This window comes from Nocardia acididurans (assembly GCF_016741815.1).
Taxonomy (GTDB): Bacteria; Actinomycetota; Actinomycetes; order Mycobacteriales; family Mycobacteriaceae; genus Nocardia; species Nocardia acididurans.
This window is the reverse complement of record NZ_JAERRJ010000023.1, coordinates 13994-40218: the sequence shown is the minus strand read 5'-3', so window position 1 is coordinate 40218 and position 26225 is coordinate 13994. Positions and strand designations below refer to the sequence as shown.

The following is a 26225-nucleotide window of genomic DNA, read 5'->3' as shown; positions in this document are numbered from 1 at the left end:
GGTGGCCACAGAACTCGGAATCCGAAAAGTGGTGTGCGGTGGGGGCTGGCGCCTTGCTGCTCACCGGACTCGGCATTCTCGCGTACAACGTGCTGGGCGGCAGCACCGGACCGCTGCCGCTGGGCGTGATCACTCTCGCCATCGCTTGGATGGTCGCCGCGGGCAGCTTCGAGGAATGGCGCCGGCACCGGCCTCGGATCGAGCAGCTCCCCGGTCCCGTTCTGGTCCTGCGCGGGCACAGATGGACGGTGGCACACGATATCTTCGGCGGGTTGTTGCTGATGGGCATCGCGGTGAGCTGGCGAGCAGTGGCAATCGGCGACGGCGAGATGCTCCTTTACGGAGCAACCATGGCGGGCATGGTGGTTCTGAGCGCGCCGTTCTTTCCTCGATTACAGCGCTCGCGACTTTCGTTGTCCCCCAAAGGTCTTCGCATTGCCACCCAGCGCTGCGATTGGGAGATACCGTGGTCGGCACTCGACTGCGTGGCACCGTCTCGTGTGGCGGTGGGGCAGTACCAGCCCAGCCCAGCCCTCGCCCTGCACTGCCCTCGAACCGCGCTGCGGGCCCGGCCCCTGCCCGGCGATCCGCGCGCGCCGCGAGATTGGCTGCCGCCCCGAGGGACCGACGGACCGTGGCGCGTTCCCGCCTGGGTTTTCGGCGTGGACCCGAGCGCGCTACTGTCCACACTCATCCACCTGCGCGACAACCCCGCGCACCGAGCCACCCTGACCGGTCGGCAACTGGCCGCCATGCTCACGCCCCCGCCACACGAAGCCCGCTGGGCGGCAAGCCGTCAACTCGCCGACCTGATCGCAGCCACGCCGCCGCCCGATCCCCCGCAGGTCCTCCGCTCTCGTCCGACACGCCGGAAAGCGCTCACTCGCAACCGATCTCGCACTCGTGCGGGACTGCTCGGAGTGGCCCTCGCCGTCGCGCTGGCCGCGGTGCTGCGCTCGCGCCGCTGACCACCCTCCATCCGCCACAGTCGACACGCAAGGAGTGCTAGGACGATGCACCTCACCGATCCCCTTGCCGAGGTGCGCTGGGTCGCCGACCCCGCCGTAGCGACTGAGGTGCGATGGTCCGTCGCGACGCGCTGGTTGCGATCCCCGCACACCTGGTTGACCCCGACCTGCATCCCTGTTGTCATCGCGGTGATCGCGTTCGTGCGCGAGGGCGGGTCCGCAGCGGCCGACGCCTACGCCTTCGCCCTGCTGCTGTCCCTGGTGCTGGTCCCCTTCATCTGGCTCGAGCCCCTACTCAAACGGGAGGCGCCACAGGGTATCTGCGCTCCGCCTGGCACGCCGATGGTCGCTCACTACCACTACTTCTCCCTTCACGTTCACAGTTCGTCCAAGCACTGGCGAATCGCCTTCGCCGAAGTCCACCAGGTCGCCCTCCAGGGCAATACCGTCCTGCTCACCGGTGCCCGGGATTCGGTGCTTCCCGCCGGACTCGTACCCCCGGAACTGGTGGACTTCGTCCGCTCCCGAGCTCGCCGGTAGATCACCGCCGCTTGCCGGGCAGCCGCTACAGGAATCCGAAGTCACTACCTCATTGTTTGCTAAACTGCGCAAACAATGAGGTACCTGATGCGATCGACTCCGCTCAACTCGCTGCTTCGAGGACAGCTGTTGCGCTGCTACCACTGCGGCTTGCTGTGCCGAACATCCGCACTGAGCCCGGGCGATGACGCGTGCCCACGCTGCCGCACCCGGTCTCTTGTGGCTGTCACCAGTTCGACGCCGTACCGCAGGTACACCGCCCCGACAGGTGACGCTGGGTGACGACAGCTCCTCGGATGACTTGTTCGTCGCTGACCCTGACCGTGCGAGAACGCCGGCCTGATCATGGCCGCTATGCCTGGCATCCCTTCGAGCCGAACGCGGGTTTCGAGCCGTCGTGGTGGAATGAGCCACGGTTCGAAGGCGACTCGTTCGAGTACCTATCGTTTCATCTCGACCGTGCCGAGGTTGCCCGAGTAGCTCTGGGCGATGATGCGGACACCAGTGACTACCCGGGGGCGCTACGGCTCGCCAGTGATGCGCTCGAGATTCAGTTCATAGAGGTGTCCGCCACATATCGCTATCGCGGCATCGGCACAGCCGTCGTCGATCTGCTCTGTCGAACCTATCCTGACCGGCCCCTGCTCGCGTTCAGCGAAGCCGCGACCCAGTTCTGGACCTCGGTCGGATGGCACCGATACGACCATCCCTCGGGCTCAACCGTTCACCGGCCGCTGTTCGTCCGGCTACCGGAAATGAGCGGTATCGCCGAAACGCTGTGAGCAGTCCGGTCATGGTTCGATCAGGCCCGCGCGAATTGCGTAACGGGTCAACGCGGTTCGGTCCCGCAGGTCGAGTTTGGACAGGATGTTGGTGCGGTGACGGTCCACCGTCTTGGCGCTGATGACCAGCGATTCGGCGATCTCGCGGGTCGAATGTCCCTCGGCGACGAGTTTGAGCACCTCCTCCTCTCGTGGCGTGAGGATGGTGTCGGGCAGCGTCGATCCGCTGCGTACGCGCTGGAGGTAGTCACGGATCAGGGCGGTGGCCGCGCCCGGGTAGAGAAACGGTTCGCCGCGCATGGTGGCGCGGCATGCTTCGATCAGATCTTGATCGGCAACTGATTTGAGGACGTAACCCGAGGCGCCGACTTTGAGGGATTCGAAGAAGTACTGCTCGTTGTCATACATCGAGAGCATGAGGATTCGCACGCCCGACGCAGTCCGGCTGATCTCGCGTGCGGCCTGAATGCCGGTCATCCGCGGCATGGCGATATCCAGGATGGCGAGATCCACGGGCACTTCGGCCAGCCGGTCGAGGGCCTCCTGCCCATTGGCCGCCTCGGCGACCACGGTGAGGTCGGGTTCGGCATCGAGGATCATGCGTAGTCCGCTGCGCACCAGCGCGTGATCGTCGGCGAGCAGAATCCGGGCGATAGCCGGGACGGTCATCAGACGCTCCTAGCGGTGTCGTAGCCAACTCGCAGCCGGACGTCGGTGCCGATCCCGGGCGGGGAGTTCATGGTGAGTGTCGCGTCGATGAGCAGCGCTCGCTCGCGCATACCCCGAATTCCCGCCCCTTCCCTGGAGACTCCGCCACATCCGTTGTCGATTATGCACAGTTCCAGCACATCTGCTTTCACCTGCAATCCGACCGTCACCCGGCTCGCGCCGGAGTGCCGGACCGTATTGGTCAGACACTCCTGCGCCACTCGGTAGCAGACCAACTCGACGTCGGGATTCAACCGGTCGAGGGATCGGTCCACCTCACGGGACACGAGAATTCCCGCGGTAGTCGAGAACTCGTGACAGAGGGCGGCCAACGCACTGTGCAACCCCAGATCGTCAAGAACATCCGGACGCAATCTGCGGGCGATGCCGCGTACTTCGTCGAGGCACAATCGCACGGCTTCCTGCGCGCCCCCCAACTCCGCGGCGATCTCCGCCGGTGCTTTGTCGACAGCCCGCTTCATCGACAGCAGGGCCACGGTCAGGCTCTGGCCGATCTCGTCATGTAGCTCGCGCGCGATGCGCCGACGCTCGCCCTCCTGTGCGGCCAGCGCGGCCGCACTGGAGGCGGTGCGCTCCGATTCCAGCCGTTCGGTCATCGCATTGAACGAATCGATCACATGCCCGAGGTCGCCGTTGTCGATGTCGTCGATGCGGTCGTTGCGGCGCAGCGGATCGAACCGGTGCATCGAGGCGATCAGCCGATCCAGCGGCGACAAGCTCCGGCGCAACAAGATCGCGTTGGCGCCCAGCATCACCGCCAACCCGATCAGCAGCACCGGGATCTCGGTGAGCCGCACCCGTGACGACACAGTCGCCGGCGACAACGCCAACACCAACGTCCCGAAGGTGAACACCAGCCCGTTGATCAAGATGATCCGCCGGAACAACGCACCGACTGGGGTACGCGTATGGCGGAGCAGGTGGCCCAGCCCTCCGGTGCGATGGTCCATCCGGTCATTCTCGCCATCGTTGAAATTGCTGTCCATACAGTCCAGCCCCCATTTGGACGGGACGAACGCCCCCACGTGCCTGCCCAAGATGGGGTTCCGCCCCGATAGTGGAACGCCCCCGTTCACCGAAAACTCTTAGGCATTCAAGGTTCGGTCGATATCGGTGGGAGGTGTTCGGGATGCAGGTCGAGCGTACGACCGTCCCCGGACTGGGTGTAGTACATCATCTGCGCACACGAAGCGGAGCTCACTTCGCGGTGCTGTCCGAGGCGAACGGCCGCAAGCACGTCATGTTCTACAGCTCCGAGCAAGCCGACGAGCCCTACGCCGACATCCTGCTCGATGCCGACGAGGCCGACGAGTGCGCCCAACTGCTGCACAGCACCTCGATCACCGATCGCGTCGCCCGGCTGGAACAACTGCTGGCGCGACTCACGCACGGACAGGCCCCGACATCATGACCACCGGGGACATCGTGGCGACCAACGCACGTCGGCAATGGAGCGACACCATGCAAGCACACGAGATAGCCATCTCCCTGCCCACGATCCGGGTGGGCGACCCGGTCGCCAAGGCCGTCCGGTTGATGGTGGTGAAGCGACTGCCCGGAATCATCGTCGTGGATGACGCCGGCAGGCCCATCGCGGTACTGCCGGGCACCCAGGTCCTGCGCCTGGCCATTCCCAGCTCGTATCAATCCGATCCAGCGCTGGCCCGCACCATCGACGAGGTACATGCCGACCTGTTCTGGCAGGTCCCCGGCAGTCGCACCGTCGGTGACTGCCTCCCCGCGCAGAGCGCGAAACCCGCTTCGGTGCGGCCCGATGCCACGTTGCTGGAAATCGCCGCGCTCATGGCGCACCGACACAGCCCGCTCGTCGCCGTCGTCGATGCGAAACGCACACTCGTGGGCGCGGTCACCCTGGAAAGACTCCTGGCGAGTCTGGCTGTCGCAGGACCCGATGATGACCAATGATCCTGTGCGGCAGCCGATCTCCGCGAGAAAGGCAGCCCGCCGATGGACGGGCTGATCGCACTGACCATCTTTGTCGGCGCGTTCTGGTTCATCGCCACCGAACGCGCGGACAAGGTCAAGGTGGTTCTCATCGCCGCTGGACTCATGACTGTGCTCGGCCTGACGCCCGGCGAGAAGGTGTTCTACTCCGAGCACGAGGGCATCGACTGGAACGTCATCTTCCTACTACTCGGCATGATGATCATCGTCGGAATCATCAAGCAGACAGGGGTTTTCGACTTCCTCGCCATTTGGGCGGCCAAGCGGTCCAAGGGCAGCCCGTTCCGGCTCATGGTCATGCTGATGCTGATCACCGCGATCGCGTCGCCGCTATTGGACAACGTCACGATCATTATGCTCGTCGCCCCGGTCACCATCGTGGTGTGCGATCGGCTGCGCATCCCCGCGCAGCCGTTTCTCATCGCCGAGGTGCTGGCCGCCAATATCGGCGGTGCCGCAACCCTCATCGGCGATCCGCCCAACATCATAATCGGTAGCCGAGCGGGGTTGAGCTTCAACGACTTCCTCATCCACATGGCGCCCGCGGTCGTGGTGATCTTCATCTTGTTCGTGGTCTTCACCAGGCTGCTGTTCCGCACTTCCCTGCGCCACAATCACCAGGACTCCGCGACCGTGCTCGCGCTGCAGGAACGGCGCGCTATCAAAGACCCACAGCTACTGGTCCGTTCCTCTATCGTGCTGTTCGGCGTGGTCATCGGATTCGGCCTGCACTCCGTGCTGCACGTCGCCCCGTCCATCGTCGCTCTGGTGGGGGCGGGGGTCATGCTGCTGGTCTCCGGCCTGGATGTGAGTGATGTCCTCGCCGAAGTCGAATGGCCCACCCTCGTGTTCTTCGCCGGACTGTTCGTCATGGTCGCCGGCCTCGTGCACACCGGCGTCATCGACGCCCTCGGTTCCTTCGCCATCTCCGCGTTCGGCGACAACCAGCTCGTCGCCATGACCACCATCATCTTCGGATCCGCCGTGATCGGCGCCTTCGTCGACAACATCCCCTACACCGCCACCACCGCACCGGCTGTCGAGGAACTCGTCGCCCAAACCTCCAACCCCGTGCACGGCCAAGGGCTTTGGTGGGCCTTCGCCTTCGGCGCGGACTTCGGCGGAAACGGTACGGCTGTGGCCGCCAGCGCCAATGTGGTCGCGCTCGGCATCGCGAAGCGCTCTGGACATCCGATCTCGTTCTGGCAGTTCACCAAACCGGGAATCGTCGTCACGATCTTGAGCACCACACTGGCGTGGGGTTATGTATGGGTCAGATACTTCATGTGACCCGAGTCGCGCCATCCGGATAGCTGATGACCATTCCGATGCCCTATGACCACCGGTGATTCATTCGCCGAACACCGCGGGCTATTGTGTTCGCAGCATGTCGAGTCAGAGTCCCGCAGGCGTTACAAGGGTCTCGCGACGATCGAATACCGCAATTCCGGCATTGACCGCCGGAACGTCGTCACGATGCGGGTCGATCGCCGCGATGTTGATATTGGGTTTGACGGGCTGCGATGCGGCCGATCAGCTGTCCGCGTATACGCCCGCGGTTGTCCACCCCGTCGTCGTGCCCGCGGCGGACTACGAGTTCCCAGTCGAATGGGCGGGGGATTACACCTTTCAGTGGAGCGCGGCGGCGGGCATCGACCTTTCCGATACCGAAGCCGCGGTGGTCAGAGCATTCGCGGAGAGCATGCAGCTCGCCCGATCGGTCGGAGCGAGGCTCGCCTATCCGGGCTACGCGGACGCGATACCTGATGGCCAGGGGCTGCGAGTTCCGGACGGCGGCGCCTATCCGCCCGGAGCGGCCCTGGGCGATTGGGAGCAGCGCTGGTCCGGTACGTTCCGTGCCCGGATAATGGAGATTCGGCCTGCGGCAACAGGATTCACGGCCGCATATTGCGTGGACGACACCGATGTCGCGGGTTCGAACGATGCGGGAGCGACGTTCGTCTGGCGACAGGATCGACTCGGCGAACCGCCTCGTGGCATACCGATGTCGTTATCGGTGCGTTCTGTGACCGGGACCGATCACACGGACCAGCCGGCCGGCGAGCGCGGAACAATCGGCCCGTACCGGGCGCCGAAGTTCAATGTGTTCGAGGGATGGATCATTGCCGAGGTCCAGAGGCAGTCCGCCCGAACAGATGAGGGACTCGCGGTCATCGAGGGCTGCACTGCGTGGACTCAGGCCAATGCGCACGTCAATCCTGCCTATCTTCCGGATACGCCGCGCCGGGTGCCCGCCACGCCCCCACCGGAGTCCGCGCCGCCGACGCCCGGGTGGGGTTCGGATCCCGCCGATGACGGAGGTTGAGCCTCTCCTGAGGTGCGTCACCACCACCCGAGTACCGGGCCGAGTTGACGGCCCAGCTCAGGAGCGAGCGAGCGTGAATAACTCGCGGTGAGGTGATGCTCGTCGTGATATACGAGGATGTTGCCCTCCACCACCGCGCAGGTGTCGAGCGTGCAGACCGCATCCGAGAGGTCGATCGGATAGACGTTGGGGTAGGCCGCGGACGGCTCGAGTGCAGGGTTGACCGCACTGAGCGCATCCGCACGTTTCATACCGCACTCGATCCGGTCGCCGCCTTCGCTCAGGCAGTCGATCGCGCGATAGCGAATTCCGTTGCGCCGCAGCCAGGGGGTGTCCCTGACGATTGCGACCTTGAGGTCTCGGTCGGACAACTCGGTCCACACGTCGAGGTAATCCTGCGGGGTTTCATCGCCTCCCTCGTCGACCGGGCGGGTACCGGTTGTGAACACCCACTCGGGCCGGTCGTCAGCCAGTCGATCGAGCACGTCCATGGACCAGTCCCGGCAGTCGGGTATGGGTTCGCCCTTGTACATGGGTTCCGCGGAAACGGTCAGCGGGCAGCCCATCTTCAGGTAGGCGACGATTCGGAACCCGTGTTGCTCCGCCAGTGTCTGCAGCGCGGGCAGCCAGTGCTCAGCGTGTGAACTGCCCACCAGGGCCAACGTTCGTGCCGCTTCGGATCGGCCGTAGACGCAAGTCACAACCTCCCGGGTGTCCCAATCCGCGATGCAGCCGTCCCTGGTGGGAGCGGGTACATCCGACGGCGCCTCGAAGATCGTCGGGCGCATCGGGGCGTCGGGGGGCGGCGCGCTCCCGGTCAACGCTTCGGCTCCGGGATACAGCTGGGGGTCCAGTGCCGCGATCGGCTCGGAGGGATGGGAAAGGACTACACACTGCCAAGCGATGCTCACCGCGACCGTTGTCGCGCCGACGAACGTGACCGCTCGCCGTGTCAGTCGCACCGAATGCCTCGGCGGCACGCTCGACTCCGGCCGGGGCCGAATACGCAATGGTTGTTCGATCCATCGATGGGTGGCCCACGCCGCCGCCATGGACAGGCCGATTACGAGCAGCCCTTCGATCAGCCCGATCGAACCGGATTCGGCGACGAGGAAGATGAGGATGGGCCAGTGCCACAGATAGAGTGAGTAGCTCAGGTCTCCCAACCGTCTCATCGGGGCTGCCGCCAGCCAGCGATTGACTGATGGCTGTTGTGTCGCAGGCAGATTGACGCCACTGACGATCAATGCCGCCGCCGCACCCACCGGCAGCAGCGCGGCGGGCCCGGGGAAGAGATTCGCGCCGTCGAATACCCAGCCGCACAAGAGAACAGCGGCCAGCCCGGCAGCCGCGAGTACCGTTCGCACCGGCCGAGGCGGTGCGAGCAGCGGAGCAATGATGGCGAGCACGGACCCCGCCAGCAACTCCCACAAACGTGCGAAGCTGTCGTAGTAGTTCCAGCCTTGCTGTGTCGCAGCACCATTCGCCGCGTAGGCGAATGAAGCCAGACCACACACGACCACTGCCGTCAGCAGGGCCGGCCGGATCGCCGCCGTCATCCCGAAACGCTTGCACAGCCATACCGCCAGTCCGACCATGAGCAGGCAGACCAGATAGAACTGTCCCTGCACCGCCATCGACCAGAGGTGCTGCAGCGGGCTCACCGATGGATCCGCTGCCAGATAGTCCGACCATGAGAGCGCCAACTGCCAGTTCTGCCAGTAGAGCGCCGAGGCCAGGACCTGCTCCGCCAGATCGGACCACTGTGTGTACGGCCGCAGCAACACGACCGCGGCCGCGACCGCCGCGAGCACGACCATCAACGCCGGCAGCAGTCGCATGGAGGTTCGGCGCAGCACGGGAAGCACGCCCACGCTCCCCGCCCGCTCTGCCCGACGCACCAGCATTCCGGTGAAGAAGAACCCGGAGAGCACCAAGAAGACGTCCACACCGCCGGAAACCCGTCCGAACCAGATGTGGAACACCACGACCAGCGCTATCGCGAGCCCGCGCAGCCCATCCAGGTCGTACCGGTAGGTGGCCTCGCTGGTGACCGTTCGGCTACCTTCGCGCTGGCCCTCCGCACTTCGTCTCCCCGCCACTGATCCGCCGCTGATCGACGACGTCACGGGTGGTCTATCACCTAACACGGGTCTACTAAACACGGCAACCATGGATGCGACCAACCTGGGCTCGAGTGGGCGGCCGCGCGGGCGAGGTTCAGCGGCAACCCATTTCGTGAGTCAACTGCATGTTATGCATCCCACTCGATTTGCGTGAGCAGCCACTTTACGGAATCATTACCAAGCAGGTGCTTCCACCGCACACGGTCGACACACCTGACTCCGCAAGTCCGTTTCATGGCGAATCGAACCGAAAGGAGCCGCCCGTGGCATTCACGCATTTCGCGTACTCGACAATGTCATACCTCTTTCCCCGATCCTTGGTCGCGTAGCCGACCGCCACTTCGTCGCCGATCCTTTGCTGAGCGGTCCGGCGGCCCGCCGCGCATCTGATCGGCGTCTTCGTGCGCACCGATCTCCGCGCTTCCTCCGCACATCGAACGTCCGCACGCTCTCACGTCGTACGCGCCCGTCTCCGACGAGGTTGTCACACCACGATGACACCGGAGCGGAACCTCCCGATCGCAAAGTTCGGCATCGCGACGGATACGACCCGAACGCCACTCGGCACTAGGGTGAAGTGCGTGAACATCGAGGTGACAAAGCTGCCCGGAATCGGGGTACGCAAGGAGTTTCCGTTGTCCGGCACACGCCGCCGGATCGGAATCATCGATCGCAAGGACGGCACGATCGATTTGATCGTCAGCAAGCCTGGCAATCCCGATGCGACAGACCAGATTCCATTGTCCGCTGCCGAGGCGGCAATACTGGCGAACCTCCTGGGAGCACCGCAGCTGGTAGCGCAGCTACAGGAGGAGCAGAGCGAATTCGGTGAGCTAACCACCCGGCAGTTCCCGATCCAGCCCGGTTCCCGCTACGCGGGCCGCGCCTTGGGTGACACCCAGATGCGCACGCGCACAAAGGTTTCCATCGTCGCAGTGATGCGCGCCGGACACGCGATGCCGTCACCCGGCCCTGAGTTCGTGTTCAGCGCCGGTGATGTGTTGGTAGTTGTTGGAACCGCGGAGGGCCTCTCGGCCGCCGCGAGAATCTTGACGGATGGCTGAAAAGTAAATGGTGGCACATGAAACCGCGCTCGCGCTGATTCAGCTGGGCGCGGTCTTCTTCGGGTTGGGACTACTGGGCAGACTGGCCGCACGCATCGGGATGTCGCCCATCCCTTTGTATCTCATCGGCGGCCTGGTATTCGGCAAGGGCGGCTTGATCGCACTGGGCGGCAACGTCGACGAATTCATTCATCTCGCCAGTGAGATCGGCGTCGTACTCCTGCTACTCCTGCTCGGATTGGAATACAGCGCAAGCGAACTCGTGACCGGCCTGCGTAAATCATGGGCGGCGGGCGTGCTCGATCTGGCGCTCAACGCCACCCCCGGCGTGTTGGTGGCCCTGTGGCTGGGGTGGGGCGTCACCGGCGCGGTCGCGATGGCAGGCGTCACCTACATCTCCTCATCCGGGATCGTGGCCAAGGTACTCGGCGATCTGGGTCGTCTGGGCAACCGGGAAACCCCAACCATTCTCTCGATCCTGGTGTTCGAGGACCTGGTCATGGCCGCCTATCTACCGGTTCTCACCGCGGTCCTGGCCGGCGTCGGATTCCTCGCAGGCATGCAGACGGTCGGCATCGCGCTGGCCGCTGTCACCGTTGTGCTGGTCGTCGCGCTGCGCTACGGCAAGTACGTATCGATGATCGTCGACAGCGAGGATCGCGAGATCTTCCTGCTCAAGCTGCTCGGCTCGGCCCTGCTGGTGGCGGGCATCGCCTCATCTCTCCAGGTATCCGCCGCGGTCGGCGCCTTCCTCCTCGGTATCGCCATCTCGGGTTCCACCGCACACAACGCCACCAAGATCCTGGAACCGCTGCGCGATCTGTTCGCCGCCCTCTTCTTCGTACTTTTCGGGCTCAGCACCGACCCGCGCAGCATCCCGCCCGTCCTCGGCTGGGCGATCGTGCTGGCGGTGGTCACCACGGTGGCCAAGCTGGTCACCGGCTGGTGGGCCGCTCGCCGAGCAGGGGCCTCCCGCTATGGCCGCGCCCGCGCGGGCGCCGCGCTGGTCGCCCGGGGCGAGTTCTCCATCGTGATCGCCGGTCTGGCCGTAGCCGCCGGTGCGGTGCCCGCCGAATTCGCCGCTCTCGCCACCACCTACGTGCTACTGATGGCTGTCCTCGGACCGGTTGCCGCGCGCGTGGTCGAGCCGATTCTCCGCGGACTGGACCGCCGACGCGCAGCCGTCACCACCGACGCACCGGGGTGAGTCCCGTCCGTTGACGATGCACCATCCCGCCGGCACCGATCAGGTTCTGTCGACGACTTCCGCCGGAGTGACGACTTCGGCGGGGGCTTGCTGGTCCCCTCCGGCGACAGAGCCTCGTTTATCGCTCCACCGCATAATCGGTTCGACCACCCTCGCGCCGATCGGTCCCATGACAGCCATCAACAGCACGTAAGTGGTTGCCATGGCCGCGAATTCGGCGGGCACCGCGCCGGCGGTCACCGCCAGACCGGCGATCACGATGGAGAATTCACCGCGGGCGACCAGCGCGGCGCCGGCGCGTGCCCGGCCGTATTTCGACGCGCCCGCGCGTTTGGCGGCCCACCAGCCGGTCGCCAGCTTCGTCGCAGTGGTCACCACCGCCAGCACGATCGCCCAGCCGAGCACAGGGGGGATGCTGCGTGGATCGGTGCTGAGCCCGAAGAGTACGAAGAACATCGCCGCGAACAGATCGCGCAGCGGTTCCAGGATCTTGGTGGCGCTGTGCGCGGTGGAGCCCGAGATGGCGATACCGAGCAAGAACGCGCCGACCGCCGCCGAAACCTGAAGAGATGAGGCGATACCGGCCACCAGCAGGGCCGAGCCGAGCAGCTTGAGCAGGAAGATCTCGCGATCCTCGCTGTCGACGATCATCGACACGTACTTGCCGTAGCGCAGCGCGACAACGAGCACCACGGTGACGGTGGCCAGCGCGATGCCGAGCGTCTGCAACCCCGCCACGAAACCCACACCGGCCAGGACCGCGGTGAGCACCGGCAGATAGCCGGCCATGACCAGGTCCTCGAACACCAGGATCGAGAGAATGGCCGGAGTCTCCCGGTTGCCCAGACGACCCAGATCGCCGAGTACCTTCGCGATGATTCCCGACGAGGAGATGTAAGTGACGCCCGCCATCGCGACCGCACCGGGAAAGCCCCATCCCAGCATCAGCGCGACGATGACTCCTGGAGTCGCATTCAACACGATGTCGAGGACACCGGCAGCCCACGAGCTGCGCATCCCCGTCACGAGTTCCTTTGCCGTGTACTCCAATCCGAGAAGCAACAGCAGCAGAACGACGCCGATCTCACTGGCCAGGTGTATGAAGTCGTCGACGTGATCGAGTTCGACCAGCCCACCGGAGCCGAATACCAACCCGCCGATGAGATACAGCGGAATCGGGGACATTCCGATCTTCGCCGCAACCCGCCCCAGCAGTCCCAAACCGAAAAAGACCGCGCCCAGCTGAATCAGCGCGAGCGCGGTTTCATGTGCCACCATCTGCCTCAGCCATCCACGAGGATCTTGGCGGCCGCCGCTAGGCCTTCCGCGGTGCCGACGACAACCAGCACATCGCCGGCGGTGAAAAGGAACTCAGGACCGGGGGAAGGAACTGCCTGCCCTGCCCGCATCACCGCGACAATCGACGCCTTTGTCCGCGTACGCATCTGGGTGTCACCCAACTGCCGCCCGTCGTACGGTGAACCGACCCGCACCGCCAACTGCCGGGTGGCGAGCTCACCGAACTCTCGTTGTTCCTCCTGCAACTGCGCCACCAACTGCGGAGCGCCGAGCAGATTGGCGAGCACGGTTGCCTCCGGCCCGGAAAGTGGAATCTGCTCGGTCGCATCGGGATTGCCGGGCTTGCTGACGATCAAATCGATCGTCCCGTCCTTGTGATCGATGATTCCGATCGTCCGGCGGCAGCCCGTCAGCGAAAAATCCTTGCGCACCCCGATACCGGGCAACTGCGTTACTTCGACGTTCACGGCCCCACCTTAGCCATAACCGCCGCGGCACTCATCCCTCAGACCTGATTCACGAACGACCTGACGCCCGCTGTCGACGATGGGGGTAGCGCGTCTCCAGGGAGCTGCTGGCCTGCCGGTATGCGGCGTTGTGGAGGGTGGTGGGCTTGCCTCCAAGCTTCCGTTCAGGATCTTGAAAGTCGCACGAGTAGCGTTGTAGGAGTCGAAAGTGATTGCAGATCAAAGGTTTTAGAGCTTCTCTGCGGAGCTCTGGAGAGGACCATCACGATGAAGACCATCGTCACCCGTGTCGGACTCGCGTTCGCGGCGCTGGCTGCCACACTGGCGGTAACCGCTCCGCAAGCGTCCGCCGAACCAGCCGGCCGAGGCGCATGCTTGACCATTGCGAACGACAGCCGCAACGCCATCCGCATCGTGATGAGAACAACGCCGATCGGAAACCAGCCCGGCTGGGCCCACGACATCCCCGCCCACTCTGTCGGCACCCTCGTTGATGGTTCGGGCAGGTACCTGCTCTCCCCCGACGGAAAATGGGACATCACCGCCCCCGCCGGCAGCTGGGCATTCGACCCCAAGTTCCGCGAGGGCGCCTGCAAGGGAGTCTGGAACTTCACCGTGAAGTGACCCGCGCTCTCCCGGCAGACCCAGATAGGCGATATTTCCACCGGACGGCCTCGGCACTGATAACCAGACGTGTTTGTCGGTCAGCTGGGTGTTCCAGTCGTTGCCGTCCGGTGCACGCTCGAAGAACGAGGCCACGGGAAACCATAACGCCCCAACCGAATCACCCCAGATCAAGGCGCCCCTGCGATCAAGCCGCACCCATTAACGATGCCGAGACCGCAGAGCGACTGCGATGGCGAACACGACTATCGCGGTAAGCGCGCAAGTTCTGGCAGCTGCGGCGTTCTCGCCCAGATAAGAGACATACATGCCGACTAGAGCCAATAGACCGACACCAGCGAAAGCCCGGCTGGTACCCACGGCAACCCCTGACCTATCCATAAACGAATATGCGGCTTTGTACTCAACTTCAGTCGATGGTGGCGAATTCGTGGATGATTTCCGCCAGTGACGCGGGGTCCTGCAGCATGGGTAGGTGGCCGGTGGGGAGCCCGCGGCGGAGACCGGGTCCGAGTTCGTTTGCGTGCTGGTGCTGCTGTGCTGCCGACAGTTGCCGGTCTGCTGTGGTTACGACGTATCCGCGGCGCTCCGGGAAGGTTCGTGGGGGCACGGCGTCGCGGTAGAGGTGCGCCGATTCCGGCACGAAGTCAGCGATGATGCGGGCGGTGTCGTCCTGGCCGAGGCCGGCGCACAATACCGAGCGGATTGCTTTCTCGGGAGGTCGTGTTCCGGCGATTCGCATGATGAGTCCCAGCAGGACACGCTGAGGCGCGGGTGATGCGGCCAGGAACGAGGTTCGGGCGGCCGGGAATGACGCTGCGATGCCGAGTAGCCCGGCAACACGCTCGGGAGCGGTCGCGGCGATCTGGCTTGCGACGACACCCCCGATTGAGTGCGCCACGATTGTGAACGCGCCGGATGGTGCCTGGGCCAGTACCTCGGCGGTGATGTCGCGCAGGGTCGCGTCGGCCCGTTTCGGGTAGGTCGCGACGGTCGTTTCGATCGGCAGAGCGGATCGTGTCCGATCCCATATCCATGCCGGAAGCCCTGCGCCACTGAGGAATAGAACTGGCGGCGATGGTGAGTCGGTATTCAAGGCGATATCCTCACGAGCTCGGGTGCGGTCGTGACACTAGACGAAGGGTCTGACATTCGTATGCCGGATCGGGTGACGGGAGTGGTTCAGTACCAGCTAGATTCGTTCCTCTGTGATCCATCTCCGGATAGTGTGCACAGGGGGACACCAGGAAGATGCGAAGATGAAGCCGACCTTTGAGGTGTGGAAGCTGACCATCACGCGTGGAGCAAGCACCCGTGCCATCGCGGCGCAACTGAACAGCACCGGACCACGCATCAAGCGACACCTCGAATCCGATCCTCCTGCGGCCGATATGGTCATCGAACTGGCACGTGTCTATGGGGCCAACCCCGTCGAAGGTTTGATCGCAGCGGGGCTTCTCACCCACAGCGATGTCGACCAGGCCGCCACGAAGGACTCTCTCGCCAGGGTGCCCATGTTGCACCTGCTCGAGGAGGCACTGGCCCGGGAACGTCAGGCGGTGAAAGGGCGCTCCCGAAGCGGCACAGTGTCCACCGAGTCAGAACTCTAGGTCCCGACTTCGACAGAGATTCCCGCAAGCAGCCCATGTGGCTCTCCTCGGCGATGTTCGGTTAGGGCCGGGGCGCGTAGATGGGCATCGCTGACGAATCGAGATGCCCGCAGGCCGCTAGCTGCACGGCCACCTCTATGGCAGAACTCCGTGATGAAACCGGCTACGCCGCAACTCTTCTTGACCCGCTCGCTGGTCCAGTCGCGCGGTCGCCAACGACACGCCTAGTAGCAGCACGAGCCGCAGCAGACATTGGGCGGCTGGGCTGAGGGAGACCTCGACCCACAAGGGGTTGGGACAACCATCGGGGAACTGGCCACGAGGTCTCCCTCACCGCACAGGGTTCCCACTCGCGGACCTTTCACACCTACCGAGCGAAAATCGGAGCGACTATCCACGAGGGTGCGCCACCGCGTTAGTCGCCGACTGCGGATCCGGCTAACCGCCGCCTCGCAATAGCTGGTCGGGGCCATCTTGTCCTGCGCGCTGGTCAAAACCAGAGTCGGCTCGCAGATTTCCTCGAGCCGGTGATTCACACACCATCCGGCGGGGCCCTGGGCGCACGGGGTGGCCAGGCGCGTAGAGCGGAGCCGAGGTTGTCTGGGCAGAAGCTCCTCGCCCGGCCACAGCGGCCGGTTGATCAGGCGCTACGGTGACCGAACGGCCTACCCGTACCACCGCTTCACATCATCCTGAATTTCGGTAGCTTTCTCCGGGCTCCGTTGGGCTGGTTCATGATTCACCGGCTCCTGAAGTGCAGGCCTCCTGCGCAAGCGGACATGGGCAATGCCCTGCTATCGTCGGAAACGACTAGCGATCTAGAAGCAACGGGGGGCTCGTGGGTGATTCGGCGCGGGAGCAGGAACAGTTCGAGCGCGAGCTTGTTGAGGTACGGCGGCGGATCAACCGGGTGGCCGAAGACTGTCGCAGGCAGGAATATCGCGAATCGTCGGTAGACGGGCTCGCTCGAGTGCTTGTCGGAGGAACCGGAGAAGTGCTCGACATTGTCCTGCCTCGCGGATTCGGGGACTTGAATCGGCCGGCCTGGGCCCTGGGCGACGAGATCGACGCCGCCGCGAGAGCGATCGTCTCAGCGGTCAATGCAGCACGCTCGAGAGCGGCAGAGGTTGCGGCACAGCGGTTTTCGGACGAGTTTCCGTTCGAGAAGGGGTTTCGGGGGTGACTGAGTTCGATCGGCTGTACCACCGCGTCAAAGAGATGAATCAGGCGTGGCACGAGCTGCTCGGCGAGATACGGTCGGGACGGCACACGGCGCGACGGGCCGAGGAACGTCGGCGGGTTTCGATAGTCGACGAATACGCCGGAACCGAATACGGATATGTCGTCGTCGACGGGAACGGCACGCTGCACGCAATCGAGTTGGAGCCCTACGAAGTGGCGCAATCGAACGAGTTCAGCGTGTTGAATGCCGTTAGAGCGGCTATCAATTCGGCACAGGCGCGGCCACGGCCGCAACGCAGACACAGCGAGGTGTTCCATGGCTAGCGTCGACTTTCGTGTGGCCCAGACGCATTGAAACTGCAGGCGGAAGAGGTCCGCCAGACGTCGGAGCACTGGGACACAGCGAAGAAGAACGTCGTGGAGACGCCGCTGGATACGAACGCACTCGGCCAGTACGGCAAGGAGATCGCCGGGAAGCTGAACTTGGCGGGCGCGAACTTGGCAAGCAAACTGCGTGACGGATCGACAGCCATCCAAACGGCAGCCGATGGACTGAAGACCTGCGCAACGCATTTCGAAGGTCTCGACGCCGACTACTATCGGCAATTCGGCTACATCGACGCACAGTTGGGGTACTGACGATGGCAGACGGTACCCAGGATTATGCGATACCAGCGGACAAGAACCCCAACAACCTACCGGCCGAGCTGGTGTTCCCCTACGAGCAAGCCGCCTATGTTGTGCTGTTCGCCGAAGAGTTGAACTTCGGCACCAGCGTGCGCACTCGGGTCGACAACATCCAAAAGATGCTCGGGAACCCGAACGCCGTATCGACCGTACTGGCCGCCTGGCAAGGCTCGGTATCTCAACTCACCCAGGCCGTCGACGGCAGCGATGACGGGAATGGCCTGGACACGGCCAACGAGAACCTCAAAGCACGCTGGAACGGTTCAGCCCGCGAAAGCGCGGTCGACTATGTCACTCGACTGGCGACTGCGACCAGGAACAACCGCACCGAAATTGCCTCTATGGCAACACATTTGAATAACATCGGCGCATTCGTGTCGAATGCCTACTCGCAGGCCATCGTCCATATTTCGAACACCGCCTCGGACCTGGCGCAGTACGAGTCGGCCATACGGAAGACCGGAATCAATGCCCTGTCGGTAATCTTCACCGGAGGCGCGGCGGGCACCGACAATGCCTACAGCGCCGCAACCGAGGCCGTCGCGGACTTCATGCGAGAGACCGGCACCATAGTCCAGAGCGTGGAGAACTACATGACCAAGATCGGAGGCGAGGTGGACGACATCATCACCAATATCAGCAAGGTGGAGATCCCCGCGGCCATGGCGCCGGCCGCGACCGACACAGGAGGCTGGCAACCTCGCAATCCGACCGGGCCCGGCTGGGGCCAGCCCTCGTGATCCAGCGTTCATCGATCGCGGCCCTCGCAGCCGGTTGCGCACTGGCACTCGCGAGCTGCACCGGCGACACCGGGAGCCGCGAAGGCGAGACCAACCCCACCACGGCCTACACCGCGACACCGAATGGATGTCCGGCAGTGGTCGGAGTCGCCAAAGACCCGATCGCGGCATTCGCAGGTGATCTCTACGATCCGAATGCCGAGTACCAGCAAACCACTACCACATACGAACAGATCTCGGATGTGCTCACCTGCTACGCGCCGTACTCCCGCGCGACGAGCACACGGACGGTCTATGTCGCGGTCACTGTAGGAAAGTTCGACGACGGCACCGGCAAGGCCGACCGCGTGGCGTTCGCGCGGGACGGGTTCAACCAGAATCGACCCACAGATGCCACGCCTGTCGCGGGGGTCGGCGAGGAGGCCTACCTCGAGACCAAGCCCGCATCCGGGGGCGGACTCGCCACCAGCCTGAATTTCCGCATCCAGAACGTATCCGTACTGGTGAAACTCGCCGATTTGAACGCAGGCGACTCCCCATCCACAGAATCCAAAGCACAGCTCGAAGACAGCACTCGCTCGGTCGCACAGGCATTGGCGAACAACCCCGATGGTTACATGTCTCGCTGACCCTTGTGTGAACTCTCGAGGATCAGCAGGCCCCAACCCTCCGTGGCCTCGTGCGCCACTGGAGCAACGAATTCCGGCTCAGACCTCGTCTGCAGGCCTTGACACCTCGAGTCGATACGCCGACGGGCAATGACCAGCAACGTCGTGCATCAACCCCGGCTGGCTGCCTGGTTGCAGAAGTCAGAAATTGCATACCTCGTGGAATTCTTCATCAAACGGCCAGCGACCTCAGTTGCTCGTGGGTAGCGTCCGCACCGCCCGATACGACACCACCGGGGCATACAGAAGGATTGATCATGACGAATATGGACGTCGCCTTAAAGGACATGATGTTGCTGGACGGCGCGATCGGAGCCGCCATCGTCGACTACGGCAGCGGGATGCCGCTCGGCGTGGTCAACGGCACGAAAGCGCTCGACATCGAGCTCGCCGCCGCCGGCAACACCGAACTGATTCGCGCGAAGGTGCGCACGATCGAACAGCTCGGAATGAACGACTCCATCGAGGACGTGCTCATCACGCTCGGCAGCCAATATCACATCCTGCGACCGACCCATGGCCGAAAGACTCGGGGGCTGTTCCTTTATCTTGCGCTCGATCGCGACAGCGGCAATCTCGCCTTCGCGCGCCACCGTTTGAAGGCGATCGAGGAAGACCTCGAGGTCTGAGCGGCACCGAGCAGATCGTCGGGGCACACGATCGCCGACGCCGGACCGTACCCAGCGGCGCCGCGACATGAGTTCGGGCGCCGCGCTACGGTGGACACGCGAGATCGACAAGGGGAGAACCACGCGTGCGCCGACCATCGGAGACAGCCGAACCGAATTCAACCGGCCACCCGCACTGGATCACCGTGCAATCCACCCGGACCGTACTGATCGTCGTCCATACGATGACGGCATGGAATCGACTCGCCGACATCCTTCCGATATTCGAGTCCGACCGGCGCATTCAGTTGATGTTCACATTTCCCAACGTATCTCACGTCACCGGTGATGTGGAACGCCAGCTCGCCGCAGATGGTGCGGTGGTAATTCCTTGGGCACGAGCACTTTCCGATAAATTCGATCTGGCATTGTCGGTGCACCATAGCGGGGATTTGCACAGTATTTCAGCTCCTCTCGCCGTGATGTCACACGGAATCGGATATACTAAGCTCGCGAGAAGCGAGAAGCGAGAAGCGAGAAGCGAGAAGCGAGAAGCGAGAAGCGTCTACGGCCTGAGCCGCGACTGGCTTCTGCATGATGGAATAGCTCCCGACGCGATAATTCTGCCGAACGAGCAGGACCGAAAACGCTTGGCCGCCAGCGCTCCTGAAGCACTCCCCCACGCAGTGGTCGCCGGAGACCCGTGCCTCGATCGGATGCTTGCCAGCCGATCGTCGAGACCCGAGTTCCGCGGAGCGCTCGACGCCCCACCGGACTCGAAACTCGTCACCGTCTCCTCGACATGGGGTCCGAAATCGCTACTCGGACAGTATCCCGAACTCATCGACGACCTACTGAGCGAGCTCAGCTGTGATGAGCACGTGGTCGCCGCCATCGTGCACCCGAACGCCTGGTTCGCGCACGGCCCCTATCAGGTCCGACTATGGCTGGCGAACGCCCTCCGTTCGGGACTGCGCCTGATTCCTCCCCTGAGCGGCTGGCAGCAAACCATTGTGGCCTCGGACGTGGTCGTGGGCGACTTCGGAGCGGTCACCGGATACGCTGCGGCGCTGGGCATCCCAACGCTGCTGGCGACGCATCCGCGCGACGAGGTCGCGCCCGATTCGATCATGGACCTGCTCGGCAGAACCGCTCCGACACTGCACACCAGCCAACCATTGGCAGAGCAGATCACCAAGGCGGCAACAGAATTCGATCCCGGTGCCTTGACCGGGGTTGCCGCGCTGGCCAGTTCGGTTCCAGGCGAGTCGGCCCACCTGCTGCGCTCGGAGGCCTACCGGTTGCTGAACCTCCCCGAACCCGATCACTCCGCAGTCGTAATCCCGTACGAGGCAAGTGGTTTGACACCGACTACCGATCGTTTGCGCGCCTGCCGCATCGCCCTCACCTGGGATTCCGACACAGAGGCGACTGCGGTCCGATGGCCGGCGGATGTCACTCCGGCACCGCGGCGCGGCGCGCGTTCCACCGACACCCTGTTGGCCGCGCATGCCGACCATCCACGCCGGGATATCCGAGGCAACGCCGATATCGTGGTCGTCGAATGCGAAACGGAGACAGCACATGCCGAACTCGAGAAGCTACTCCAGGATCGACCGGCATGTTCAGTCGCCGTGACCACTACACCGGATGGCTTGACTGTCATGCGATTTCGCGATGGACGCACCGCTCGAGCCGAGACCGTCCCGGCAATCGACATGCCCATGGGCGCGGCCCTGGTCGCCGCGATCGGTCACGACCGGCTCGTTTCCGCCACCCGGTCGGATACCGCGCACATCCACCTGACCATTGGCTCGCGACGAATAGCCGTTCGGCTCAGTCACATTGGCGGGCGTGACCGATGAATGCCGTGGCCAGGTTCCCGCGTTCGAAACGTCACATCCACTAGAGTTGGCGACGGATCGTCACCGCCCAGGGGAAGGCACTCGGATGAGCGACAGCTGGTCGGCGCCCTCGGCCCATCCGTTCCTCAACCGGGAATCGATCATGTCCGAGATGGCCGCCTGGGTGGAGCGCTGCCGAGCCGAGGGCACTCCATGCCGAATCTATGTTCACGGAATCGAAGGGCTTGGCGTTTCCTGCCTGGTCACCCAATTCGTGAAGGTTCATCGCGCCGCAATCGACGGGCCGATGATCTGGCTCACCGGACGCGGCCCGGACGGTCGATCCATTCCACTGGGAGAACTGCTGAGCCGGGCCCTGCGGCAGCTGGACGTCCTGCCTGCGGATCAACCGGCCACCGATCCGGAGAAGGTCGACGTCTACCGAACCATCGCACGAGACAGACGGTTCGCCCTGGTGGTCGATGACTGCGACAACGTTGGTCAGCTGCGCGATCTGACCCCGGACGACGCGGCCGGTGTAGTGGTCATCGCCACCACGCCCTTCCGGCGGCCCTGGCTGGAGAGTGCGGGTTTCAAAGCCTTCACACCGGATGTTCTTGCGCCCGAGGCAGCTCGCGCGCTCTTCCGTGCGCTGACAGCCGCCGGCGGAGACCAGCTCGACGACTCCACCGTCGACGGCCTGGTGCGTGCCTGTGGTGGCTTTCCCCTGCTGGTGCGGGTAGTCGCTGCCCAGATCCGGCTGAACCCGGCACGGGGGCCTCGGTTGCTGAAACAATTGCGGGCAGCGAAAGTCACCCCGCTGCATCTCGATCCGGAGCAGCGCATGATGCGCTTCCTCGACGCCACCTACGAAAACCTCGGTGCCGAGCAGAAGCGTGCGTACCGTCTTCTGGGATCGCTGCCCGCCGCGGACTTCTGTGTGGAGGCTGCGGCAGCCGCATTGGGTATCGACTCCGATGAGGCGTTCCTACTGCTCGAGCATCTGCTCGAATGGAATCTGACTGTCGCGACCGGGTACGAGCGCTACGCTTTCCACCCCGTGCTGCGCGCCGATGCGCGCACCCGCTGCACGGGCGAGAATGCCGCCGAAAGCTGGAATACCGTATCCCGCTGGACAACCTGGTGCCTACAGGCCGCCCTGCCACGGGGCGTGGCGCTGTCCAACCGGTGGATGGTCGCACCCGTCACCGATGCGCTATCGGCATTGGGGCACACCGGATATCACTCTCCACGAGATGCTCTGGAATGGTTCGGCACCGAATACGCGAACCTGATCGCGGCCATCCGCGCGGCACATCAGAACGGACTCCACAACAGCCGGTCTCACACTACGGCTTGGCAATTGTGCGTCGTCATCTGGAAGTATCTGCACCTCAACGGACTGTACGACACATGGATCGACAGCCACGAGGCTGGGCTCGACTCCGCACGTGCGGTGTCCAGCGCACCGGGTGTACTACAACTGACCTCACAGCTCGGGGCCGCATATCTGGAGATCGGCGAGTACGATGCCGCCGAGCGATGTTTCGAGGAATCCCTCTCCGCGGCTTCGGATCTCAACCATCTGCTCGGCGTGCAGAGTGCGCACGAGTGGCTGGGCAAGACGGCCGCTCGGCGCGGACGGTGGCATTTCGCGTTGCGCTACTTCGCCGAATCCTGGGCGGCAACGCTCGCGGCGGACGACACCGCGATCCCACCGGCACAGCGCGAACGGATACGCGCTCTCCTGCATCTACAGTCCGCACGCGTGTATCTCGAACTACGCCAATATGATCGGGCAATCGAGGAGGCCGGGCACGGGGCAGCGATCTTCCACGCGACGACCAACGAATCGGAGAATCACGCGAAATGTCTGCTGGTGCTGGGCCGCGCAAGGCTGGCCGAGGACAATGCCGCAGCAGCGATCCGGGCTTATCAGCAGGCGCTCCAGGAGTTCGAACGCACCGCGGTTCGCCGCTGGCAGGCCCACGCACAGTCCTGGCTCGGCCGTGCGTTACTCGCCGCAGGTCAGCGAGAGCAGGCCGAGGTGCGATTCCGTTCGGCACTCGGCTACTACCGTGAGGTCGGCAACCCACTTGCCCTCGATATCGCGGCCGAACTGGAACAGCTTCGGCCCGAATAGACCTGCCATGGCCACGACCGGAGTCCCGACACCAGCGGTAATCCTTTGCGCCCCAATCACACAGCATCGCGAACCCGGGAGCACATACCCCGGGAATCTGCTGGGATGAGATCATGACCCGGATACGGCTGTGGCTCACCAGCGTCGGCGGGGTGGTGGCTTTCGCCGTCCTGGTGTGGCTCTATTACTGGATTCCCACACTCTTGTCGGCAGATGCCAAGACGGCGGAGGCATTTCGCGGGCAGTTGACCGCCCTCGTCGGCATCTGCGCCACGGCCTCGGTCGCGATCTTCGGCATCAACAAGCACTTCCTAGATCGAGAAAAGCAGCGCACCGATATCTTCAACACCGCCATCGGGCATCTGGCATCGGACGATGCCGTGATCCGGGCCGGTGGGGTACGCGCACTGGCCCGAATGATGCGATACTCGTCCGCCGACCGGGCGAGGGTCTTGGAAACCTTCGCCGACGTGCTCCGACATCGAACCGCCCAACTCGGCAGCGGGGAAACCCACCATCGGCTGCCCAGTGACATTTCCGCCATCCTCGTCGCGTTGCAGCGCCGCACGACCGCCGCTGACGATCCGCCGCTGAATCTGTCGGGGGTGCGGTTGGCCGGCGCGAACCTGCGCGGCGTCGACCTGCGCGGCGCGCGGCTGATCGGGGCCGACCTCACCGACGCAGACCTTCGGGGCGCCAGGCTCGCCGAGGCGGATCTGGATCGCGCGATCCTGGCGAACGCCGAGTTGAGCGGCACGGACCTGCGGGCGGCCAAACTCACCAGAGCCCGGCTGACCGGTGCTGTTCTCCGGGAATGTGTTGCCGCGGGAACCGATTTCAGCGGATCGGGTCTGGCGGGCGCGGACCTCCGGGCCACCGATCTCCAGACCGCGATCGGACTGACCCGAGATCAGATCGGCTCCGCGGGGAGCGATTCCACCACGCGACTACCCGCGGAGCTGACCTGACGCGAGAACGCGGCGCCCGCCCGGGGGTAGGTTCCCGGCCGCCCTCCGAGTCCGCGCCGATCTCGCTGAACAGAGCGCATCCCCGACCAGTCGAGCGGGTTCGGCACCGTCGAATGCGCTGCGGACCAGCGGTTCTCGTCCGTCGTCGGGCTCAGCTCGGATAGACCGCGGCGAACCACTCGCGGGCGCCGATCGACGACCATCCATTCGATCCACAGCGCGGGCACGACTCGGTTCCAGAGGCGTGAGCGGGTCTACGACACAGCAGCCCACAGGTCGCGCAACACAGAATCGGACCCCGCAACCGGCTGATCCGGGTCACTCGCATGGCTCGCCTCTCAATCAATATCGTTCAGTTGCTAATGTTAGCAATCAGTTATGCGAATCAGTCGGATGCGCTCACTCGTACCGACGCCTTCCGCACCGCCACCGCGGTTCCTCCGCAGAGAAGAAGGACTATGCTCACCGCCACCCTGAACGGCATTCGGCTCAGCTATGACGTGACCGGCTCCGGCCCCCTGGTTGTCTTGATCATGGGCAGTGGCAGCCCGGGACGGGTGTGGCGCACGTATCAGGTGCCTGCCCTGGTCGCCGCGGGATTCCGGGTCGCGACGGTGAACAATCGCGGTATCGCGCCCTCGGAGGAATCCGTGGGCGGCATACGCATCGAGGATCTCGTCGGTGACACCGCCGCCCTGATCGAGCACCTCGGCGGCGGGCCCGCGCATGTGGTCGGCCATTCGATGGGCGCACGCGTGGTTCAGGAACTCGCGCTGGCCCGGCCCGGTCTGCTCGGCAAAGCCGTCATGCTGGGCACGGTCGGCCGACCGCACCCGCTCGTGCAGCTCTACAACAAGGGTGAACGGGACCTGTTCGACGAGAAGGTGCAGCTACCGCCGTCGTACGCGGCGGCGATCAAGGCGATGCTGAATCTCTCGCCGGCGTCGCTGGAGGATCCGGAGCGGGCGCAGGAGTGGCTCGACATCTTCGAGTTCACCGCCTCGGCGCAGCCGTCCGCGGGGGTGCGAGCGCAGCTGGGCATGGACCGCTCGCAGAATCGACTGGCCGCCTACGGCGCGATCGCGGTGCCCAGCCTGGTCGTGGGCTTCACCGATGATCGGCTGGCGCCGCCCGCACTCGGCCGGGAGGTCGCGACCGCGATCCCGGGGGCGCGCTACATCGAGATCGAGCGCTGCGGCCACTACGGATACCTGGAGCGTCCCGACGAAGTCAATCGGGTCATCATCGAATTCCTCACCGCCACAACCGGATAGCCGACCAGCAACCTCACCCGGAAGGAAATCAACAGTGCACGAACTGCCGCCCTGCCCCGCATGCTCCAGCGCCTACACCTACGAGATGGGCGCACTGCTGGTGTGCCCGGAATGCGCGCACGAATGGACCGCCGCAGCCCGGTCCGATGAGCCCTCCGAGGCGGTGATCACCGATGCGGTGGGAAACGTGCTGTCCGACGGCGACACCGTCACCGTCATCAAGAACTTGAAGGTCAAAGGCAGCCCCACCGGGATCAAGGCGGGCACGAAGGTGCGCAATATTCGTCTGGTCGCCGGTGTCGGCGATCACGATATCGACTGCAAGATCGATGGATTCGGCGCGATGCAGCTGAAATCCGCTGTGGTCAAGAAGGTTTGATGCGATATGCCGGGCGGCAGGGGCC

28 protein-coding genes are annotated in these 26225 nt (G+C 64.3%); 22 read left to right on the top strand and 6 right to left on the bottom strand.

Annotation, left to right across the window (positions count from 1 at the left end; genetic code table 11):
- Positions 1-38: 38 nt before the first annotated feature.
- From JK358_RS37245 to JK358_RS37235, 3 genes are all read left to right on the top strand, one after another.
- Positions 39-968, top strand: coding sequence for a hypothetical protein (locus JK358_RS37245; protein WP_201958170.1), 930 nt, complete (start codon positions 39-41; stop codon positions 966-968).
- Positions 969-1013: 45 nt separating this feature from the next.
- Positions 1014-1508, top strand: coding sequence for a hypothetical protein (locus JK358_RS37240; RefSeq protein WP_201958168.1), 495 nt, complete (start codon positions 1014-1016; stop codon positions 1506-1508).
- A gap of 278 nt (positions 1509-1786) precedes the next feature.
- Complete coding sequence (locus JK358_RS37235; RefSeq protein WP_201958166.1) at positions 1787-2290, top strand: GNAT family N-acetyltransferase; 504 nt, start codon at positions 1787-1789, stop codon at positions 2288-2290.
- Positions 2291-2299: 9 nt separating this feature from the next.
- Here the strand turns inward: JK358_RS37235 and JK358_RS37230 are convergent, their stop codons facing one another.
- Positions 2300-2959 (bottom strand): response regulator, encoded by a 660-nt coding sequence (locus JK358_RS37230; protein WP_201958164.1) that lies wholly within the window; start codon positions 2957-2959, stop codon positions 2300-2302.
- Positions 2959-3969, bottom strand: a complete 1011-nt coding sequence (locus JK358_RS37225) for a sensor histidine kinase (RefSeq protein ID WP_201958162.1) — start codon at positions 3967-3969, stop codon at positions 2959-2961. The genes JK358_RS37230 and JK358_RS37225 overlap by 1 nt, the downstream gene beginning before the upstream one ends.
- Positions 3970-4148: 179 nt before the next feature.
- On the opposite strand from JK358_RS37225, the gene JK358_RS37220 reads away from it, so the two are divergent.
- From JK358_RS37220 to JK358_RS37205, 4 genes are all read left to right on the top strand, one after another.
- A complete protein-coding gene (locus JK358_RS37220; protein WP_201958161.1) occupies positions 4149-4430 on the top strand; it encodes a cation:proton antiporter regulatory subunit in 282 nt (93 codons plus the stop codon).
- A 50-nt stretch (positions 4431-4480) separates the two neighbouring features.
- On the top strand, positions 4481-4945 hold the full coding sequence (locus tag JK358_RS37215; RefSeq protein ID WP_201958160.1) for a CBS domain-containing protein: 465 nt from the start codon (positions 4481-4483) through the stop codon (positions 4943-4945).
- A 42-nt stretch (positions 4946-4987) separates the two neighbouring features.
- Positions 4988-6274 carry an ArsB/NhaD family transporter gene (locus JK358_RS37210; RefSeq protein WP_201958159.1) on the top strand — a complete coding sequence of 429 codons (1287 nt, stop codon included), beginning with the start codon at positions 4988-4990 and terminating at the stop codon, positions 6272-6274.
- 163 nt (positions 6275-6437) lie between these two features.
- On the top strand, positions 6438-7310 hold the full coding sequence (locus tag JK358_RS37205; protein WP_201958158.1) for a hypothetical protein: 873 nt from the start codon (positions 6438-6440) through the stop codon (positions 7308-7310).
- 17 nt (positions 7311-7327) lie between these two features.
- Here JK358_RS37205 and JK358_RS37200 read toward each other — a convergent pair whose 3' ends face one another.
- Positions 7328-9484, bottom strand: a complete 2157-nt coding sequence (locus tag JK358_RS37200; protein ID WP_201958156.1) for an acyltransferase family protein — start codon at positions 9482-9484, stop codon at positions 7328-7330.
- A gap of 533 nt (positions 9485-10017) precedes the next feature.
- Here JK358_RS37200 and JK358_RS37195 point away from each other — a divergent pair.
- Positions 10018-10500 (top strand): cation:proton antiporter regulatory subunit, encoded by a 483-nt coding sequence (locus tag JK358_RS37195; RefSeq protein ID WP_201958154.1) that lies wholly within the window; start codon positions 10018-10020, stop codon positions 10498-10500.
- A 7-nt stretch (positions 10501-10507) separates the two neighbouring features.
- Positions 10508-11707: a cation:proton antiporter gene (locus JK358_RS37190; RefSeq protein WP_201958152.1), complete on the top strand. Its 1200-nt coding sequence runs from the start codon at positions 10508-10510 to the stop codon at positions 11705-11707.
- 39 nt (positions 11708-11746) lie between these two features.
- Here the strand turns inward: JK358_RS37190 and JK358_RS37185 are convergent, their stop codons facing one another.
- On the bottom strand, positions 11747-12985 hold the full coding sequence (locus JK358_RS37185) for a cation:proton antiporter (protein ID WP_201958150.1): 1239 nt from the start codon (positions 12983-12985) through the stop codon (positions 11747-11749).
- A gap of 5 nt (positions 12986-12990) precedes the next feature.
- Entirely contained in the window at positions 12991-13473 is a 483-nt protein-coding gene (locus JK358_RS37180; RefSeq protein ID WP_201958147.1) for a cation:proton antiporter regulatory subunit, read from the bottom strand.
- A gap of 267 nt (positions 13474-13740) precedes the next feature.
- On the opposite strand from JK358_RS37180, the gene JK358_RS37175 reads away from it, so the two are divergent.
- A complete protein-coding gene (locus JK358_RS37175; protein ID WP_201958145.1) occupies positions 13741-14097 on the top strand; it encodes a hypothetical protein in 357 nt (118 codons plus the stop codon).
- 409 nt (positions 14098-14506) lie between these two features.
- On the opposite strand, the gene JK358_RS37170 is transcribed toward JK358_RS37175, so the two are convergent.
- Entirely contained in the window at positions 14507-15193 is a 687-nt protein-coding gene (locus JK358_RS37170; RefSeq protein ID WP_201958143.1) for an alpha/beta fold hydrolase, read from the bottom strand.
- A 163-nt stretch (positions 15194-15356) separates the two neighbouring features.
- Between JK358_RS37170 and JK358_RS37165 the strand changes: the two genes are divergently transcribed.
- The 12 genes from JK358_RS37165 (at position 15357) to JK358_RS37110 (ending at position 26200) form a co-directional block, all read left to right on the top strand.
- A complete protein-coding gene (locus JK358_RS37165; protein WP_201958141.1) occupies positions 15357-15707 on the top strand; it encodes a hypothetical protein in 351 nt (116 codons plus the stop codon).
- Between the two features lie 838 nt (positions 15708-16545).
- Entirely contained in the window at positions 16546-16890 is a 345-nt protein-coding gene (locus JK358_RS37160) for a YbaB/EbfC family nucleoid-associated protein (protein ID WP_201958140.1), read from the top strand.
- Positions 16887-17213, top strand: coding sequence for a hypothetical protein (locus tag JK358_RS37155; protein WP_201958139.1), 327 nt, complete (start codon positions 16887-16889; stop codon positions 17211-17213). The genes JK358_RS37160 and JK358_RS37155 overlap by 4 nt, the downstream gene beginning before the upstream one ends.
- Before the next feature lie 27 nt (positions 17214-17240).
- The gene (locus tag JK358_RS37150) at positions 17241-17528 is read left to right on the top strand and encodes a hypothetical protein (protein WP_201958138.1); all 288 of its coding nucleotides are present in this window, start codon (positions 17241-17243) and stop codon (positions 17526-17528) included.
- 2 nt (positions 17529-17530) lie between these two features.
- Positions 17531-18316, top strand: coding sequence for a hypothetical protein (locus tag JK358_RS37145; protein ID WP_201958137.1), 786 nt, complete (start codon positions 17531-17533; stop codon positions 18314-18316).
- A gap of 137 nt (positions 18317-18453) precedes the next feature.
- Positions 18454-18945 (top strand): hypothetical protein, encoded by a 492-nt coding sequence (locus JK358_RS37140; protein ID WP_201958136.1) that lies wholly within the window; start codon positions 18454-18456, stop codon positions 18943-18945.
- A gap of 296 nt (positions 18946-19241) precedes the next feature.
- Positions 19242-19613 carry a hypothetical protein gene (locus tag JK358_RS37135; RefSeq protein ID WP_201958135.1) on the top strand — a complete coding sequence of 124 codons (372 nt, stop codon included), beginning with the start codon at positions 19242-19244 and terminating at the stop codon, positions 19611-19613.
- Positions 19614-19738: 125 nt separating this feature from the next.
- A complete protein-coding gene (locus JK358_RS37130) occupies positions 19739-21457 on the top strand; it encodes a hypothetical protein (RefSeq protein WP_201958134.1) in 1719 nt (572 codons plus the stop codon).
- Between the two features lie 85 nt (positions 21458-21542).
- The gene (locus tag JK358_RS37125) at positions 21543-23579 is read left to right on the top strand and encodes a tetratricopeptide repeat protein (RefSeq protein WP_201958133.1); all 2037 of its coding nucleotides are present in this window, start codon (positions 21543-21545) and stop codon (positions 23577-23579) included.
- Positions 23580-23692: 113 nt separating this feature from the next.
- Positions 23693-24547, top strand: a complete 855-nt coding sequence (locus tag JK358_RS37120; RefSeq protein ID WP_201958132.1) for a pentapeptide repeat-containing protein — start codon at positions 23693-23695, stop codon at positions 24545-24547.
- Positions 24548-25005: 458 nt separating this feature from the next.
- The gene (locus JK358_RS37115; protein ID WP_201958131.1) at positions 25006-25821 is read left to right on the top strand and encodes an alpha/beta fold hydrolase; all 816 of its coding nucleotides are present in this window, start codon (positions 25006-25008) and stop codon (positions 25819-25821) included.
- 34 nt (positions 25822-25855) lie between these two features.
- Positions 25856-26200, top strand: coding sequence for a zinc ribbon domain-containing protein YjdM (locus tag JK358_RS37110; RefSeq protein ID WP_201958130.1), 345 nt, complete (start codon positions 25856-25858; stop codon positions 26198-26200).
- Positions 26201-26225 lie beyond the last annotated feature (25 nt).

What these genes read in the sequence shown, in the direction of transcription:
- JK358_RS37240 (WP_201958168.1), top strand. Translation starts at nt 1,014, where the DNA reads ATGCACCTCACCGATCCCCTTGCCGAGGTGCGCTGGGTCGCCGACCCC.
- JK358_RS37230 (WP_201958164.1), bottom strand. Translation starts at nt 2,959, where the DNA reads ATGACCGTCCCGGCTATCGCCCGGATTCTGCTCGCCGACGATCACGCG.
- JK358_RS37225 (WP_201958162.1), bottom strand. Translation starts at nt 3,969, where the DNA reads ATGGACCATCGCACCGGAGGGCTGGGCCACCTGCTCCGCCATACGCGT.
- JK358_RS37220 (WP_201958161.1), top strand. Translation starts at nt 4,149, where the DNA reads ATGCAGGTCGAGCGTACGACCGTCCCCGGACTGGGTGTAGTACATCAT.
- JK358_RS37215 (WP_201958160.1), top strand. Translation starts at nt 4,481, where the DNA reads ATGCAAGCACACGAGATAGCCATCTCCCTGCCCACGATCCGGGTGGGC.
- JK358_RS37210 (WP_201958159.1), top strand. Translation starts at nt 4,988, where the DNA reads ATGGACGGGCTGATCGCACTGACCATCTTTGTCGGCGCGTTCTGGTTC.
- JK358_RS37200 (WP_201958156.1), bottom strand. Translation starts at nt 9,484, where the DNA reads ATGGTTGCCGTGTTTAGTAGACCCGTGTTAGGTGATAGACCACCCGTG.
- JK358_RS37190 (WP_201958152.1), top strand. Translation starts at nt 10,508, where the DNA reads ATGGTGGCACATGAAACCGCGCTCGCGCTGATTCAGCTGGGCGCGGTC.
- JK358_RS37185 (WP_201958150.1), bottom strand. Translation starts at nt 12,985, where the DNA reads ATGGTGGCACATGAAACCGCGCTCGCGCTGATTCAGCTGGGCGCGGTC.
- JK358_RS37175 (WP_201958145.1), top strand. Translation starts at nt 13,741, where the DNA reads ATGAAGACCATCGTCACCCGTGTCGGACTCGCGTTCGCGGCGCTGGCT.
- JK358_RS37165 (WP_201958141.1), top strand. Translation starts at nt 15,357, where the DNA reads ATGAAGCCGACCTTTGAGGTGTGGAAGCTGACCATCACGCGTGGAGCA.
- JK358_RS37145 (WP_201958137.1), top strand. Translation starts at nt 17,531, where the DNA reads ATGGCAGACGGTACCCAGGATTATGCGATACCAGCGGACAAGAACCCC.
- JK358_RS37135 (WP_201958135.1), top strand. Translation starts at nt 19,242, where the DNA reads ATGACGAATATGGACGTCGCCTTAAAGGACATGATGTTGCTGGACGGC.
- JK358_RS37125 (WP_201958133.1), top strand. Translation starts at nt 21,543, where the DNA reads ATGAGCGACAGCTGGTCGGCGCCCTCGGCCCATCCGTTCCTCAACCGG.
- JK358_RS37120 (WP_201958132.1), top strand. Translation starts at nt 23,693, where the DNA reads ATGACCCGGATACGGCTGTGGCTCACCAGCGTCGGCGGGGTGGTGGCT.
- JK358_RS37115 (WP_201958131.1), top strand. Translation starts at nt 25,006, where the DNA reads ATGCTCACCGCCACCCTGAACGGCATTCGGCTCAGCTATGACGTGACC.